17 protein-coding genes are annotated in these 12,586 nt (G+C 61.5%); 10 read left to right on the top strand and 7 right to left on the bottom strand.

The window, feature by feature from the left end; all coding sequences use genetic code 11:
• Nucleotides 1-145 precede the first annotated feature (145 nt).
• On the bottom strand, nucleotides 146-1,360 hold the full coding sequence (locus ACQ66J_RS10830; RefSeq protein WP_022701599.1) for an acyl-CoA dehydrogenase family protein: 1,215 nt from the start codon (nucleotides 1,358-1,360) through the stop codon (nucleotides 146-148).
• Between the two features lie 177 nt (nucleotides 1,361-1,537).
• Between ACQ66J_RS10830 and ACQ66J_RS10825 the strand changes: the two genes are divergently transcribed.
• From ACQ66J_RS10825 to ACQ66J_RS10810, 4 genes are all read left to right on the top strand, one after another.
• Nucleotides 1,538-2,020: a GNAT family N-acetyltransferase gene (locus tag ACQ66J_RS10825; RefSeq protein ID WP_430431640.1), complete on the top strand. Its 483-nt coding sequence runs from the start codon at nucleotides 1,538-1,540 to the stop codon at nucleotides 2,018-2,020.
• Nucleotides 2,010-2,591: a GNAT family N-acetyltransferase gene (locus tag ACQ66J_RS10820; RefSeq protein WP_430431639.1), complete on the top strand. Its 582-nt coding sequence runs from the start codon at nucleotides 2,010-2,012 to the stop codon at nucleotides 2,589-2,591. Before ACQ66J_RS10825 ends, ACQ66J_RS10820 begins: the two co-directional genes overlap by 11 nt.
• 52 nt (nucleotides 2,592-2,643) lie before the next feature.
• Complete coding sequence (locus ACQ66J_RS10815; protein WP_430431638.1) at nucleotides 2,644-3,327, top strand: hypothetical protein; 684 nt, start codon at nucleotides 2,644-2,646, stop codon at nucleotides 3,325-3,327.
• A 61-nt stretch (nucleotides 3,328-3,388) separates the two neighbouring features.
• Nucleotides 3,389-3,580, top strand: a complete 192-nt coding sequence (locus tag ACQ66J_RS10810) for a hypothetical protein (protein WP_430431637.1) — start codon at nucleotides 3,389-3,391, stop codon at nucleotides 3,578-3,580.
• Here the strand turns inward: ACQ66J_RS10810 and tadA are convergent.
• A complete protein-coding gene (gene tadA, locus ACQ66J_RS10805; protein WP_430431636.1) occupies nucleotides 3,577-4,077 on the bottom strand; it encodes a tRNA adenosine(34) deaminase TadA in 501 nt (166 codons plus the stop codon). The genes ACQ66J_RS10810 and tadA overlap by 4 nt on opposite strands.
• Nucleotides 4,078-4,115: 38 nt before the next feature.
• On the opposite strand from tadA, the gene ACQ66J_RS10800 reads away from it, so the two are divergent.
• Both ACQ66J_RS10800 and rsmD read left to right on the top strand, forming a co-directional pair.
• Complete coding sequence (locus ACQ66J_RS10800; protein ID WP_430431635.1) at nucleotides 4,116-5,180, top strand: pseudouridine synthase; 1,065 nt, start codon at nucleotides 4,116-4,118, stop codon at nucleotides 5,178-5,180.
• The gene (gene rsmD / locus ACQ66J_RS10795; RefSeq protein WP_430432250.1) at nucleotides 5,155-5,718 is read left to right on the top strand and encodes a 16S rRNA (guanine(966)-N(2))-methyltransferase RsmD; all 564 of its coding nucleotides are present in this window, start codon (nucleotides 5,155-5,157) and stop codon (nucleotides 5,716-5,718) included. Before ACQ66J_RS10800 ends, rsmD begins: the two co-directional genes overlap by 26 nt.
• A gap of 237 nt (nucleotides 5,719-5,955) precedes the next feature.
• Here rsmD and ACQ66J_RS10790 read toward each other — a convergent pair whose 3' ends face one another.
• The gene (locus ACQ66J_RS10790) at nucleotides 5,956-6,888 is read right to left on the bottom strand and encodes a bifunctional riboflavin kinase/FAD synthetase (RefSeq protein ID WP_430431634.1); all 933 of its coding nucleotides are present in this window, start codon (nucleotides 6,886-6,888) and stop codon (nucleotides 5,956-5,958) included.
• 4 nt (nucleotides 6,889-6,892) lie between these two features.
• A complete protein-coding gene (locus ACQ66J_RS10785; RefSeq protein ID WP_375549767.1) occupies nucleotides 6,893-7,333 on the bottom strand; it encodes a MaoC family dehydratase in 441 nt (146 codons plus the stop codon).
• Between the two features lie 139 nt (nucleotides 7,334-7,472).
• Between ACQ66J_RS10785 and ACQ66J_RS10780 the strand changes: the two genes are divergently transcribed.
• Nucleotides 7,473-7,859, top strand: coding sequence for a response regulator (locus ACQ66J_RS10780; protein WP_022701589.1), 387 nt, complete (start codon nucleotides 7,473-7,475; stop codon nucleotides 7,857-7,859).
• A gap of 92 nt (nucleotides 7,860-7,951) precedes the next feature.
• Nucleotides 7,952-8,620 carry a protein phosphatase CheZ gene (locus tag ACQ66J_RS10775; protein WP_375549768.1) on the top strand — a complete coding sequence of 223 codons (669 nt, stop codon included), beginning with the start codon at nucleotides 7,952-7,954 and terminating at the stop codon, nucleotides 8,618-8,620.
• A 154-nt stretch (nucleotides 8,621-8,774) separates the two neighbouring features.
• On the opposite strand, the gene panD is transcribed toward ACQ66J_RS10775, so the two are convergent.
• A complete protein-coding gene (panD, locus tag ACQ66J_RS10770) occupies nucleotides 8,775-9,161 on the bottom strand; it encodes an aspartate 1-decarboxylase (RefSeq protein WP_022701587.1) in 387 nt (128 codons plus the stop codon).
• A gap of 157 nt (nucleotides 9,162-9,318) precedes the next feature.
• Here panD and ACQ66J_RS10765 point away from each other — a divergent pair, with 157 nt between their 5' ends.
• Nucleotides 9,319-10,155: a carbon-nitrogen hydrolase family protein gene (locus ACQ66J_RS10765; protein WP_430431633.1), complete on the top strand. Its 837-nt coding sequence runs from the start codon at nucleotides 9,319-9,321 to the stop codon at nucleotides 10,153-10,155.
• A gap of 241 nt (nucleotides 10,156-10,396) precedes the next feature.
• Here the strand turns inward: ACQ66J_RS10765 and ACQ66J_RS10760 are convergent, their stop codons facing one another.
• Nucleotides 10,397-11,242 (bottom strand): LysR family transcriptional regulator, encoded by an 846-nt coding sequence (locus tag ACQ66J_RS10760; RefSeq protein ID WP_430431632.1) that lies wholly within the window; start codon nucleotides 11,240-11,242, stop codon nucleotides 10,397-10,399.
• Between the two features lie 295 nt (nucleotides 11,243-11,537).
• Here ACQ66J_RS10760 and ACQ66J_RS10755 point away from each other — a divergent pair, with 295 nt between their 5' ends.
• Complete coding sequence (locus ACQ66J_RS10755) at nucleotides 11,538-11,771, top strand: hypothetical protein (RefSeq protein WP_430431631.1); 234 nt, start codon at nucleotides 11,538-11,540, stop codon at nucleotides 11,769-11,771.
• Between the two features lie 324 nt (nucleotides 11,772-12,095).
• On the opposite strand, the gene ACQ66J_RS10750 is transcribed toward ACQ66J_RS10755, so the two are convergent.
• The gene (locus ACQ66J_RS10750; protein ID WP_273146001.1) at nucleotides 12,096-12,392 is read right to left on the bottom strand and encodes an aspartate decarboxylase; all 297 of its coding nucleotides are present in this window, start codon (nucleotides 12,390-12,392) and stop codon (nucleotides 12,096-12,098) included.
• Nucleotides 12,393-12,586: the final 194 nt, after the last annotated feature.

Below are 12,586 nucleotides of genomic sequence, written 5' to 3'. Positions count from 1 at the left end.
AAACATAACATAACTTATGGTATGTAAAATGAGGGTCCAAAGCCAGCCATGCAGTGTGCGACACGGGCGCGCAGGGCGCTCTGGCCGAAGAAAAAAGCCCCGGCGTGAGCGCCGGGGCTTTGAGGGGGGTGAGTTCAGAGGCAGGCTAGCCGTTGAGCCATTTCTTGGCTTCCAGGCGGGCGATGGTGCGCTCATGCACCTCGTCCGGGCCGTCGGCCAGGCGCAGGGTACGGATGCCAGCGTAGGAATAGGCCAAAGGCGTGTCATTGCTGACGCCGCAGCCGCCATGGGCCTGGATGGCGTCATCAATGACTTTCAGCGCCATGCGCGGGGCGGCCACCTTGATCATGGCGATCTCGCCGCGGGCGACCTTGTTGCCCACGGTGTCCATCATCCAAGCCGCCTTGAGGGTGAGCAGGCGGCAGGTCTCGATCTCGATGCGAGCCTGAGCGATGCGGCTGTCCCAGACCGAATGCTTGATGATCGGCTTGCCGAAGGCTTCCCGGCTCATCAGGCGCTTGACCATCAGCTCCAGCGCGCGCTCCGCAGCGCCGATGGTGCGCATGCAATGGTGGATGCGGCCCGGCCCAAGCCGGCCTTGCGCGATCTCGAAACCGCGGCCCTCGCCCAGAAGGATGGCGGAGGCGGGCACGCGGACATTTTCGAGCTTGATTTCCATATGGCCGTGCGGCGCGTCGTCATAGCCGAACACCGGCAGGAAGCGCTCAATGGTCACGCCCTTGGCGTCTGCGGGCACGACGACCATGGATTGCTGGGAGTGCACATCCGCATCGGGATTGGTCTTGCCCATGACGATGAAGACCTTGCAGCGCGGGTCGCCAGCGCCCGAGCTCCACCATTTGCGGCCATTGATGACGTATTCGTCGCCATCACGCTCGATCTTGCATTCGATATTGGTCGCGTCGGCGCTGGCCACGGCCGGCTCAGTCATCAGGAAGGCCGAGCGGATCTCGCCCGCCAGCAGCGGCTTGAGCCATTTTTCCTGATGCTCTTTGGTGCCGTAGCGCACGAAGACTTCCATATTGCCGGTGTCGGGCGCGGCGCAGTTGAAGACCTCGCTGGCCCAGGGCACCCGGCCCATTTCTTCCGCCAGCGGCGCATAATCGGAATTGGACAGGCCCGCGCCCTCTTCGCTGTCAGGCAGGAAGAGATTCCACAGGCCGGCGGCCTTGGCCTTTTGCTTCAACTCCTCGATGATGGCGGGGACCTGCCAACGCTCGGTGCCGAACGCCGCCATCTGCGCAGCGTAGACCGGCTCGTTGGGATAGACATGCTCGTCCATGAAGGCGCGCACCCGCGCCTGATAGTCTTTGCAGAGGTCGGAATATTCAAAATTCATGGCGATAGGCCTCCCCTTGGCGGCGATCCGGACCCGGTTCGCCGAACAGTTCTTAAGAGCTTATCTAATTATCGTCATCCCGGCGCGAAAATCCAGTCTTAAAACCCTGCGTCACAATGGCGCCCGCAGATCGGTGTGCTAGCATGTGCAGCAATTTCAAAGGTGAAAGGCCCCGCCATGTCCTCGCTTCTGATTGCGCCTGATGATCCCGCCCGCGCTGATGTGACCGCCCTCCTGCAAACGCACGCCGCGTTCGCGCTGGAGGAATCCCCGCCCGACACCTGTCATTTTCTGGATGTGGCCGGGCTCAAAACGCCAGACATCAGCTTCTGGAGCGCCCGCAAGGACGAAACGCTTCTGGGCGTGGTGGCGCTAAAAACCCTGTCAGACACGGATGGCGAGGTGAAATCCATGCATGTGGCCGAAGCCGCCCGCGGTCAGGGCGCGGCGCGCGCGCTGATGGAGCATTTGATCGAACAGGCGCGCCAGAAAGGCTTACAAAAGCTGTGGCTGGAGACCGGCAACACCCAGGGCTTTCAGGCGGCGGTCACGCTTTACGCCAAGCTGGGTTTCACACAATGCCCGCCTTTTGGGTGCTATCAGGAAACCGATTTCAACGTCTTCATGACGCTTGATCTGAGCGGCGCCCATGCAGCTTGATCCGCAAACCCTTGAGAACGCGCATGTGCGGCTGGAGCCCCTGACCGATCAGCATCGCGAAGCCCTGCGTCCGCTGGCGCAGGAGGAAACGATCTGGGCGCTGACCACAAAGCGCGGGGACGGGCCGTATTTTGATCCCTGGTTTGATCTGATGCTGACAGGACAGGCGAACCGCACCCAGATCAGCCACGCCGTCTGGTCCAAGGCGACCGGCGCCTATGCCGGCCACACGGCCTTCCTGCAGATCGATGCGGACAATCAACGCGTTGAGATCGGCTGGACCTGGTATGGCGCGCCCTGGCGCGGCGGCGTCACCAATCCGGCGTGCAAATCCTTGCTGCTGGAGCGCGCTTTCAGTTGCGGCGCGCAGCGGGTGGAGCTGAAAACCCATCACCTCAATGAGCGCAGCCAGGCCGCCATGCTGAAACTGGGCGCGATCCGGGAAGGCACGCTGCGCAGCCATACCCGCACCTGGCGCGGCGACCGGCGCGACACGGTGTTCTTTTCCATCCTGCCCGAGGACTGGCCGGGCGTGCAGGCCCGTCTGGACTTACGGCTGACAAACGCTTGAGTTTGCGAGGCAACCGGTGATGATGGGGCCTCAACTTACAGGGGACGTTTCCATGCTTCGCACAGTTTTGGCGCTTGGCGCTTTATCCGCCTTCGCCGCGCCTGCTCTGGCCCAAGAAGAGCCCGGCAGCGTCTATTTCCAGATCGACAGCTGCGCCAGCTATCAACTCCCCGGCGAGCCGGTCTGGGAGACCGCCTGCCTGACCCATGACAATTGGAGCATCTTCCTGCACTCCTCAGAGCACGGCAGCGCCATCGCCTATGCCTATAACGGCAGCGAGCGCACCGGGTTCTACACGCCGCCCCGCACACTTTTGTTCGGCGGTTATCATTCGACCATGGAATGGCGCCGCACTTCAGAAGGCGCTTTCGCCACCATCCACCGTTATGTGAGCGAAGGACCGTCCATGGATGCGGATCCCAATGGCGGTCCGGATTCAGGTCTGGACGAACGCCAGGACCATCTGGTGATCACAGCGCTCAACCCGGACAGTTACGAGCGTGTCGCCTGCCCGCTCTATGTGGTGGACGCCAGCCAGATCACAGACGCCAATGAAGCCGCCCGCATCCTCGCGGACACGTTTGCCCCCGGCCATGTGTGCGATGAGAGCGAGCCCTTCGTCTTCACCGAGATTGGCGAGGTCTACGCCACGGTCGAGGCCTATGACATGGAAATGGAAGCCGAACAGGGCGGCGCAGACGGGGCGTCAACGCAGCCGCCCAAATCCAGGCCTTGATCCCGTCATCCCGAACGCCGACATGAAACACTGACAGCGTTCGGGGCAGGAGCACTTTGCGATGATGATCATAGTCAGAGAACGCGGCGGGTGTTTCGGCGGCGGATGCCTGGGCGTTGTGGCGCTGGCGGGCTGGATCACCGCGGTCGTGCGCGACGCCATGATGCTCAAATGGCTCTGGCTGATCTTTGATCTGGCGCTGGCCCCGCTCGGCGCGATCCGCGGTATCATGATGTGGTTTGGCTGGGCCTAATCCACCGGACGCTTTTTCCGCCGCGCCCGGAAGAAGGCTTTCAGCATTGCGCTCGAGTCATCGGCCAGAACGCCGCCGGTCACATCCGGACGGGAATGACAGGTGGGCTGCGCAAAAAACTGCGGGCCATGATCCACCGCCCCGCCCTTGGGATCGGACGCGCCATAGACCAGCCGGCCGATCCGGGCGTGGCTGATCGCGCCCGCGCACATGGCGCACGGCTCCAGCGTCACATAGAGCTCAAGCCCCGTAAGCCGATAATTGCCAAGCCTTTGGGCGGCCAGACGCAGGGCGCGAATTTCTGCGTGCGCCGTCGGATCCTGCTCTGAAATCGGGGCGTTGCCCGCTTCAGCGACGATCTCATCCGTCGCCGGATCGACGATCACGGCGCCCACAGGCGTTTCGCCCGCGGCGGCTGCGGCTTGCGCTATACCCAGCGCTCGCCGCATAAAGCGCGTTTCACGATCCTGTTCTGGCGTCGAGTTTTGCGTCGTCATGAGCGGGCCTTACCTCTGGCCTGGAGCGCTGGCAAGTTTTGACAGACACCCCGTCTACCCCTGACACGCCTGAAGACAGCGGCGAACGCATCGCCAAAGTGCTGGCCCATGCCGGCATCGCCTCGCGCCGCGAAGCGGAAAAACTGATTGAAGCGGGCCGGGTCAGCGTCAATGGCGAAACCCTGAAAACGCCCGCCTTCAAGGTGCGGGCTGGCGATGATGTGCGGCTGGACGGCGAATCCATTGGCGCGCGCCCGCCGACGCGCGTCTGGCGCTATCACAAGCCAGTGGGGCTTCTGACCACCCATTCCGACCCGCAAGGGCGCGAAACCGTGTTTCAGGCCCTGCCAGACGATATGGGCCGGGTGATCTCGGTCGGACGGCTTGATCTCAATTCCGAAGGCCTGCTGCTTTTGACCAATGATGGCGAGCTGGCGCGGGTGCTGGAGCTGCCCAGCACCGGCTGGACGCGCCGCTATCGCGTGCGCGCCTATGGCCACGCCACCGACAAGGCGCTGGCGGAGCTCGAAAAAGGCACGACGGTCGACGGCGTCGTCTATGGCCCGATCGAGGTCAGCGTGGATCGCCGGACGGGCGCCAATGTCTGGCTGACTGTCGGGATCAAGGAAGGCAAGAACCGCGAAGTCCGCAAAGTGCTGCAAAGCGTCGGGCTGACCGTGAACCGGCTGATGCGGGTGGCCTATGGCCCCTTCCAGCTCGGCTCGCTGAAACGCGGCGATGTGTCGGAAGCCAAGCTGGGCGTGTTGCGCGACCAGCTGGGCAAGCTCTATCCGCTCGATAATGGCGGCCTACCGCTGAAACCCGGCGAGACCGCCCAGCCTGATACCCGCACCGGCACGGCGAAAGCCAAGCCGCGCGCCGTGAGGCCCGCCTCTCGCGGCGCTTCATCGAGCGGCAAACACAAATCGGGCCCGGACGCGGAGTCCATCATGCCCGCGGGCAAGTCCAAAGCGGCCAAGGGCTGGGCGAAAGCCAAACCCAAGGCCAATGAAAAACCCAAATCCAAACGCGCCGACCCGAAAAAATCCGGCGGCAAATCAACTGAAGGCAAGCGTGATGCGGATCGTCGCCGGCGTCCATAAGGGCCGCGCCATCATCGCCCCCAAGGGTGACGCCACCCGCCCGACCACCGACCGTGTGCGGGAAAGCGTATTCAACAAGCTCACCCACGCGCCCTGGGGCGTTGAGCTTGACGGCGCGCGGGTGCTCGACCTGTTCGCAGGCTCGGGCGCTTTGGGCTTTGAAGCGATCAGCCGCGGGGCGAGCTTCACGCTGTTTGTCGAGACCGATCCGGCCGCCCGCGGCGCCATCCGAACCAATGTGGACGCGCTGCAATTGTTCGGCTGCACCAAGCTGCATCGCCGCAGCGCCATTGATCTTGGCCCCAAGCCGGAAAAAGTCGGCACGCCCTTTGATCTGGTGTTTCTCGACCCGCCCTATGACAAGGGTCTGGGCGATATCGCCCTGGCCAAGCTCATTGAGGGCGCTTGGGTGACCGAGGGCGCCCTCGCCGTGCTCGAAGAGCGCAAGGGCGTCGAGGTCAGCGCGCCGGGCTGGGCGCTGCTCGACACGCTGGAAGCGGGCGACACGATCGTGCGGTTTTTCAGGCGGGCGATTTAGTCCCGCCCTCACAGACTGTCGTTCGCCGGTTTATCCTTTGAGCCCATGTCGTGGCCTGTGATCAATCCAACTGTCATGGATCGGCCGCATGAAGCGGGGGATGACAGGTCTAGAGGGTTAAAAGTGTCCTCTTCCCCGGCGAAGGCCGGGGCCCAGAGGCGGATGTGCGGCGCTTGATGATCTCTGGGTCCCGGCCTTCGCCGGGAAAGAGGTAGAAAGAAATGGCGCTGGAAAGCCCTAAACCCTCAGCATGTCCCGCGCCGTAGCGCTGTCAGCCGCGATCTGGGCGGTCAGGGCGTCGAGCCCGTCAAATTTCTGCTCGGGCCGGATGAAGTCGATCAGATCAACTTCCAGGGTCTGCCCGTAAAGATCCGCCTCAAAATCAAACAAATGCGCCTCAAGCCGCGCCTCGGTCCCGTCAACGGTCGGGCGCGAGCCCAGATTGGCGACGCCGGCGACAGTGTCGCCCGAGGGCAGGTGCGCACGCACCGCGTAGACGCCAAACTTCGGGCGCAGATACTCGCCCAGTCCGATATTGGCCGTCGGAAAGCCCAAAAGCCGCCCGCGCTGATCGCCCTGGCTGACCACGCCTTCAATGGCGAACGGGCGGTCCAGCAGCGCTGCAGCGGCCTTCACGTCGCCGTCGCGCAGGGCGTTGCGCACATTGGTCGAGGAGATCTTGCCCGACGCGTCGTCCAGATTGACCGCTTCTGCGATGGTCACCGCAACGCCATAGCGCGCACCCAGCGCCTTGAGCGCCGCCGCATCGCCCGCCCGGTCCTTGCCGAAACAGAAATCCGCGCCGGTCACCACGCCTTTCAGGCCCAGACCTTCACACAGCACGTCGCGCACGAATTCGTCGGGCGTCATCGCCGCCATGGCCTTTGAAAACGGGATTTGAAACACCGCTTCCGCCCCGGCCGCCTTCAAAGCGCGAGCGCGCTGATGGTCAGTCATCAACAGGAAGGGCGGCGCATCGGGCGCAAACACCTGACGCGGGTGCGGGCTGAACACCGCCCCGGCGCAGGGCGCGTCCAGCGTCTCGGCGAAAGCGCAGGCGGCAGCGATCACAGCCCGATGGCCACGATGCACGCCGTCAAAATTGCCCAAAGCCGCCACGCAGCCGCGCGACACCTCAGGCAGGTCGGTATAGCCGTGATAGACCGACACGCGCTTACGCCGGGCTCTTGCGGCGTTTGCGGACAATCACTTCAGCATCAGCTTCCATACAGGTCTGGCCTTCCACTTCGCAGACGCAGGCGAGTTTCACCCGGCGCGCCTTGATGTCCACCTCGGTGACAGTCGCGCGCGCGATCACGGTGTCGCCGATCCGCACGGGGCGTTCAAAGCGCATCGTCATGCCGGCGAACACAGCGCCCGGCCCCGGCAAATGATTGCCCAGAACGCAGGAAATAAAGCTCGCCACCAGCGCGCCATGGGCGATCCGGCCCCGAAACGGAGAGCGGGCTGCATACGCTTCATCCATATGCAGCGGGTTGAAATCACCGGACACCTCGGCGAATTGCTTCACCGTATTATCATCCACGAGCCGTGTGATTTCAGCAGATTGCCCCACCTCCAGCTCGTTGATGCCGTAGCCCTCAAAATCACTCATTGTGTCACTGCCTTTCCACTTGCGGCGCGTGTTTAACCGAATTTTGACCGCGCTTGTCTACAGTCAGTTTTGTACTGAGCCCTCAATCAGGAGCTTTGAGGGGTTCAGCTATGGTCGTTAATTGGATGGAGGAAGGGTCATGGCTGTCGAAATGACGATGCCGATCCTGGTGGTGGACGATTACAAAACCATGGTTCGCATCATCAAGAACCTGCTCAAGCAGATCGGGTTCGAGAATGTGGACGAAGCTTCGGACGGGACCGAAGCATTTGAAAAGATGAAGAAGAAAAAATATGGCCTAGTCATCTCCGACTGGAATATGGAGCCGATGACCGGCTATGAGCTGCTGCAGAAAGTCCGCGCTGACGAATCCGTCAAGGCGACCCCTTTCATCATGGTCACGGCGGAATCCAAAACCGAGAACGTGATCGCAGCGAAAAAAGCCGGCGTGAACAATTATATCGTGAAACCGTTCAATGCCGGAACGCTAAAAGCCAAGATGACCGCTGTCATCGGCGAATTCTAGGGCGGGCGCTTCGTCCGCCCCTCATGACTAACAAGTCGTTAGGGGCGGTGTTGTTGAAGTCCCGCTAGGGCTGGAGTGAAAGGAAGACCGACATGCCTGCCGCAGAAGTCGCCGCACGGGTACGCCAGTCTCTGGAAGCGGTCAAAGTTTCCGATCTCGAAGACGTACAGCTGATTGAGGTGTTGCGCATGGCGCAACAGCTCACCGACACGATGCAGATGTTTTTCGGTTCCTTGGACAAATCGATCCACGAGGAATTCAATTCCATCGCGGAATATATCGCCAAGACACGCGATGAAATCGCCCATCTGCGCCCCAACGACATCCGCGATTCCCGGCTTCCGGGTGCGGGCGCCGAACTGGAAGCGCTGATCGCCGACACTGAACGGGCGACGGAAACCATCATGAGCGAAGCTGAAACGCTCATGTGCAGTGAGACCGAAGACCTGGACGCCTACAAGATGGAGGTCACCGATTCGATGACCAAGATCATCGAGGCGTGCTCGTTCCAGGATCTCACCGGTCAACGCGTGTCCAAGGTTGTCAGCTCGCTCAAGCATATTGAAGAGCGGGTGGCGCGCTTCGCCCAGACCATGGGCGTGAACGACGCCGAGGCCACCGCCAACGAAAAGGCCGAGGAGGAGCGCAAAGCCGCCCTTCACCTCAACGGCCCGGCCATTGGCGGACCGGAAGTGGGTCAGGACAATGTCGATGACCTGCTGGCCATGGACCAGGATTCCATCGACGCGCTGTTTGATTAAACCGGAGAGCTTTTTCAGCAAAAGGGGAAACCGGTTTTGCGGTTCGAAAAAGCGACCTGATAAATCTTTCAGACTCCATGCGTGTTGATGCACGCATAAAAAAGCCCCGCCGGATCCCGGCGGGGCTTTTTTTCAACTTTATCCCTCAGACTGCCTAGGCGGCGTCGAGCTTGCGGCCGGAGCCTTCTTCGACGCTGACCACGTCATTGTTTTCATCCAGCAGCACCACGGTGGGGACGAACTGGCGCGCTTCTTCCGCCGCCATGCCCGCATAGGCTACGACGATGATGCGGTCGCCAGGCTGGGCCAGACGGGCCGCGGCGCCATTGATGCCGAACATTTTCGAGCCGCGCGGCGCCGAAATGGCGTAGGTGGTGAACCGTTCGCCATTGTTGATGTTCAGGACATCCACCTGCTCATTGACCAGAATGCCCGCCGCTTCCAGCAGGTCCTGGTCGATGGAGATGGAGCCTTCATAGTGAAGGTCCGCTTGCGTCACCGCCGCGCGGTGAAGCTTGGTCTTCATCATGGTGAGTTGCATGTCGCCCTCGTCATGAAAATGTGTCTGTTGCACTGCGGTATACGCTATTGGTGAAGAAATTACAGCCCAACCTTCACTGACAGATTTGTCAGATAGGTTTCCCATGTGCGTTTTTTAAGGCCATGCTGGCCTCAAGCGCTCCGGGGGGTACGTCAAAATGTTCAAAATCGCGGTCCTGCAACACGCCATGGCGGCGGAGATCGACGCCAATCTCGACACCGCCGAACGCCTGATGCGCGACGCGGCCGAGGCGGGCGCGCGGCTGGTGGTCTTCCCCGAGCTGCAGCTCAGCCCCTTCTTCCCCAAGCGCCGCGCCAACGCCAAGCAAGACCCGTCCGCCCAATACCTGATGGATCGCGCGCACCCGGCCCTCAAACGCCTGTCAGAGCTCGCCAAGGCCCACAAGCTCGTCACCGTGGCCAATCTCTACATGTCCCGGAACGGCCGCCGCTTTGACGCCTCCCCCGTCATCGATGCCGACGGGACCGTGCTGGGCGTCAGCGACATGGTCCATGTAGCCCAGTTCGACGGCTTCTGGGAGAAAGACTATTACGATCATGGCGAGGGGTTTGAGGTCTATGACACCGCCGTGGGCCGGATCGGCGTGGTGATCTGCTATGATCGGCACTTCCCCGAAAGCTGGCGCGCCTGCGCCCTGAAAGGCGCGGAAATCATCGCCACCCCCGCCTGCAATCTCGCCCATGAAAATCTCGATCTCTTCGCCCATGAGATCGGCGTCATGGCCATGCAGAACTCCGTCTACGCCGCCATGGCCAATCGCTGCGGCGTCGAGGACGGCCAGGCCTATGCCGGCCATTCCGTCATCGCCGGCCCCGACGGCGCCCTCCTCGCCCGCGCCGGCAGCGACGAGCAGATTCTGGTCGCCGAGTGCGACCCAAGACACCGCCTCAAAATCGCCCGCAAAGCCGGCTGGCTCGCCGAACTGCAAGACTGGCTGAAGCCGGGAGCGGAGGGGCCGGTGGGGGTGTCGTGAGGGAGGAAGGCCGCGCAGACTGTTCCGTGGCGCACGAGTTGTTCTACTCCATAGCCAATGACTGTCACAGCACCGAAGTTGACTTGGTCGAGACGCTTCCTAAGGCGGGTTATGCATATCAAGATGCGTTCACGAAGCGCATCTTGATCGAAGGTCGCAGGCTTCACCCCTGATTTCCTCAAGTGCCAGCAGATAAGGTCTGCGTCGGGACAGAAAGACCGTATCGCACTGCAGAGGCGCGTCAGCGCATGGCTTTAGGGCCTCTGGCCCCGGCTGCTGTGACGGCCCGCAACACCACGTCATCCAGCGCATTGCCAGACTCATGATAGATGAAAGCAAGCTCGCGCACAGGCGCCATATTGACGACCGACATCTCAAGCCCACCTACAGAATCAAGGGCTTTCCAATGGGGCAGATAGGCGGCTCCCAAACCTGTCGCGACGAGATTGGCGATTACGAGAGGTTCATCCATCTCACATAGAACCTCAGTCGCCCCCCCTGATGTGACAAGCCAGTTCCAGATCAAGGCCCCGCCCCAAGCCTGCTTGTCATAGAGTAGGATCGGCAGTGAGGCTGGGTCATCATGGCCCTTGGGGCTGATGAAGACCGTTTGTGAGCGGTCGACCGTCTTGAATGTGAGCCCGCGACTGACACTGAAAGGCGGCCTGACGGCCAGGATAGCATCGAGGCAGCCGCGAGCGAGCTTCTCGTAAAGATCAATCGAGCTTCCCGGGATAATCGACAAGTTCGCACTGGGCGCTTCATGCTGAAAGCTGGACACAATCGCCTTCGAGTGGTCCGCGAGCGCGGTTCCGACCATGCCGAGCCTGTAGGGTCCCGACAATCCGTCAGGGTCCGCAAGATGTCTGATGTCGTTAGCGGTTTGCGCCAGCGCCAAAAAAAGGGGCATCAGGCGCTGGCAAGCGCGCGTGGGCTGAGAACGATGTTTGGCGCGGACGAGTAATTGCACCTTGAGCTGGTCTTCAAGGGCCGTAATTCTCTGCCCCAAGGCGGGAGCGGACAGGTTTTCCAACTGCGCAGCCTTGGCGATCGACCCCGCTTCAATCACCGATAGAAGCGTTTTCACATAACGCACATCCAAAAGAATTTCTTTCGTTTGATGAAGTGAAAATAATCTAACTCATTTTTCCAGGATCGAATAGATACCTCCCACCACTGTCAGGAGGGGTCTATGACAAACCGGTTTCACATCTCGATTCCCGTTACGAATCTGCGAGTCGCGAGCACGTTCTATCGCCGTGTGCTAGAATGTAGGCCAGGCCGCACCGGGCCGAATTGGGCCGAATTGGGCCGATTTCAATTTCTTCGGCCACCAGTTGTCCTTGCATGAAACTAAAGCGCAGCAATCCCAAGCGGAGGCGATGGTCGACAAGATCAAGGTGCCCATCCCGCATTGGGGCATTATTCTGACCATGGACGAATGGGTGCTGTTGATCGACGATCTTGTCTCCAAGCGGTTGACCTTTCTGGTCGAGCCGACAGTGAGATTTGCGGGCGCCGTGGGAGAACAGGGAACTGTATTCTTCGCCGATCCCAGCAACAATGTCATAGAGGTGAAGGGCTTCCGGGATTTGGGAGCATTGTTCGAAGACTAGCTGGAGCAGTCTTGTAGCGCCATGCTTCGACTGACCGCCTGAAGCCCAAAGGGGCCTTCACCTGGCAAGAGCGGACGAAGCGGCGAGTCAAGCGAACAGCCGCACTGGCCGCGCAGCCGGCCCCGCGCCCGATTGTTCTGATTGTGCTGGGGGGGGTATAAACCGCGCTTCCTAACTCTCTTTCCCCGCTAAGGCGGGGACCCAGAGCCGCAAGGCGCGGCGCTTGATAATCTCTGGGTCCCGGATCAAGTCCGGGAAAGAGACATCCTGTCAGCGCTGGCGCGCCTCCCTCCCCTATGCCCAAGGGAGAAGAAGCAGAGCCCCCTATTTCGGGTTCTGGCCGCGCCAGGCTTCCATGGACAGGGAGATGGCGAAGGTTTCGCGGTATTTGGGGCTGCCGGCGGGGCGGGGCGGTTGTTCGCGGGTCAATTCCATGATCTCCGCCAGCTTGTTATGGGCGGCGCCCGCCTGGCCCGCACCGATATAGGCGTGCAGCTCCACAAGCGCGTTCGCCAGCGGATCGTCGGCGCGGATGACGAAATAGGGCTCGTCATCGGCGAGGTCGGGCAGGCAGTCATGTTTGCTGGGATTGGCTTTGGATCCGAGCGGGGCGGTGGTCATAGCAGAGCTCCTTGGCGAGGCGGCGCGAATCAGCACGCCGCGCTTTGATTGAGACTAGCAAATCGCGGCGCGCGCGCACCCGCCCAACTGACGCAGGCGCTGACGAGGGGAGGCGGAGGGGTCGCCTCGCAATCGCCTTGAAATCGCCTCGCCCTTTCAACTCCCGTTCAGCTAGGCTCTGCCCATGATAGGGT

It is taken from the genome of Oceanicaulis sp. (genome assembly GCF_965284345.1).
Lineage (GTDB): Bacteria > Pseudomonadota > Alphaproteobacteria > Caulobacterales > Maricaulaceae > Oceanicaulis > Oceanicaulis alexandrii_A.
Note: the sequence above shows the minus strand (reverse complement) of the source record. Positions and strands in the feature narration are given on the sequence as shown.

Bases quoted from the DNA above. Each gene is read 5' to 3' on its own strand.
- ACQ66J_RS10755 (WP_430431631.1), top strand. From the start codon at position 11,538: ATGGTCGACAAGATCAAGGTGCCCATCCCGCATTGGGGCATTATTCTG.
- ACQ66J_RS10785 (WP_375549767.1), bottom strand. From the start codon at position 7,333: ATGAGTGATTTTGAGGGCTACGGCATCAACGAGCTGGAGGTGGGGCAA.
- rsmD (WP_430432250.1), top strand. From the start codon at position 5,155: ATGCGGATCGTCGCCGGCGTCCATAAGGGCCGCGCCATCATCGCCCCC.
- ACQ66J_RS10830 (WP_022701599.1), bottom strand. From the start codon at position 1,360: ATGAATTTTGAATATTCCGACCTCTGCAAAGACTATCAGGCGCGGGTG.
- ACQ66J_RS10815 (WP_430431638.1), top strand. From the start codon at position 2,644: ATGCTTCGCACAGTTTTGGCGCTTGGCGCTTTATCCGCCTTCGCCGCG.
- ACQ66J_RS10765 (WP_430431633.1), top strand. From the start codon at position 9,319: ATGTTCAAAATCGCGGTCCTGCAACACGCCATGGCGGCGGAGATCGAC.
- ACQ66J_RS10750 (WP_273146001.1), bottom strand. From the start codon at position 12,392: ATGACCACCGCCCCGCTCGGATCCAAAGCCAATCCCAGCAAACATGAC.
- panD (WP_022701587.1), bottom strand. From the start codon at position 9,161: ATGCAACTCACCATGATGAAGACCAAGCTTCACCGCGCGGCGGTGACG.
- ACQ66J_RS10810 (WP_430431637.1), top strand. From the start codon at position 3,389: ATGATGATCATAGTCAGAGAACGCGGCGGGTGTTTCGGCGGCGGATGC.
- tadA (WP_430431636.1), bottom strand. From the start codon at position 4,077: ATGACGACGCAAAACTCGACGCCAGAACAGGATCGTGAAACGCGCTTT.
- ACQ66J_RS10780 (WP_022701589.1), top strand. From the start codon at position 7,473: ATGGCTGTCGAAATGACGATGCCGATCCTGGTGGTGGACGATTACAAA.
- ACQ66J_RS10820 (WP_430431639.1), top strand. From the start codon at position 2,010: ATGCAGCTTGATCCGCAAACCCTTGAGAACGCGCATGTGCGGCTGGAG.
- ACQ66J_RS10775 (WP_375549768.1), top strand. From the start codon at position 7,952: ATGCCTGCCGCAGAAGTCGCCGCACGGGTACGCCAGTCTCTGGAAGCG.
- ACQ66J_RS10825 (WP_430431640.1), top strand. From the start codon at position 1,538: ATGTCCTCGCTTCTGATTGCGCCTGATGATCCCGCCCGCGCTGATGTG.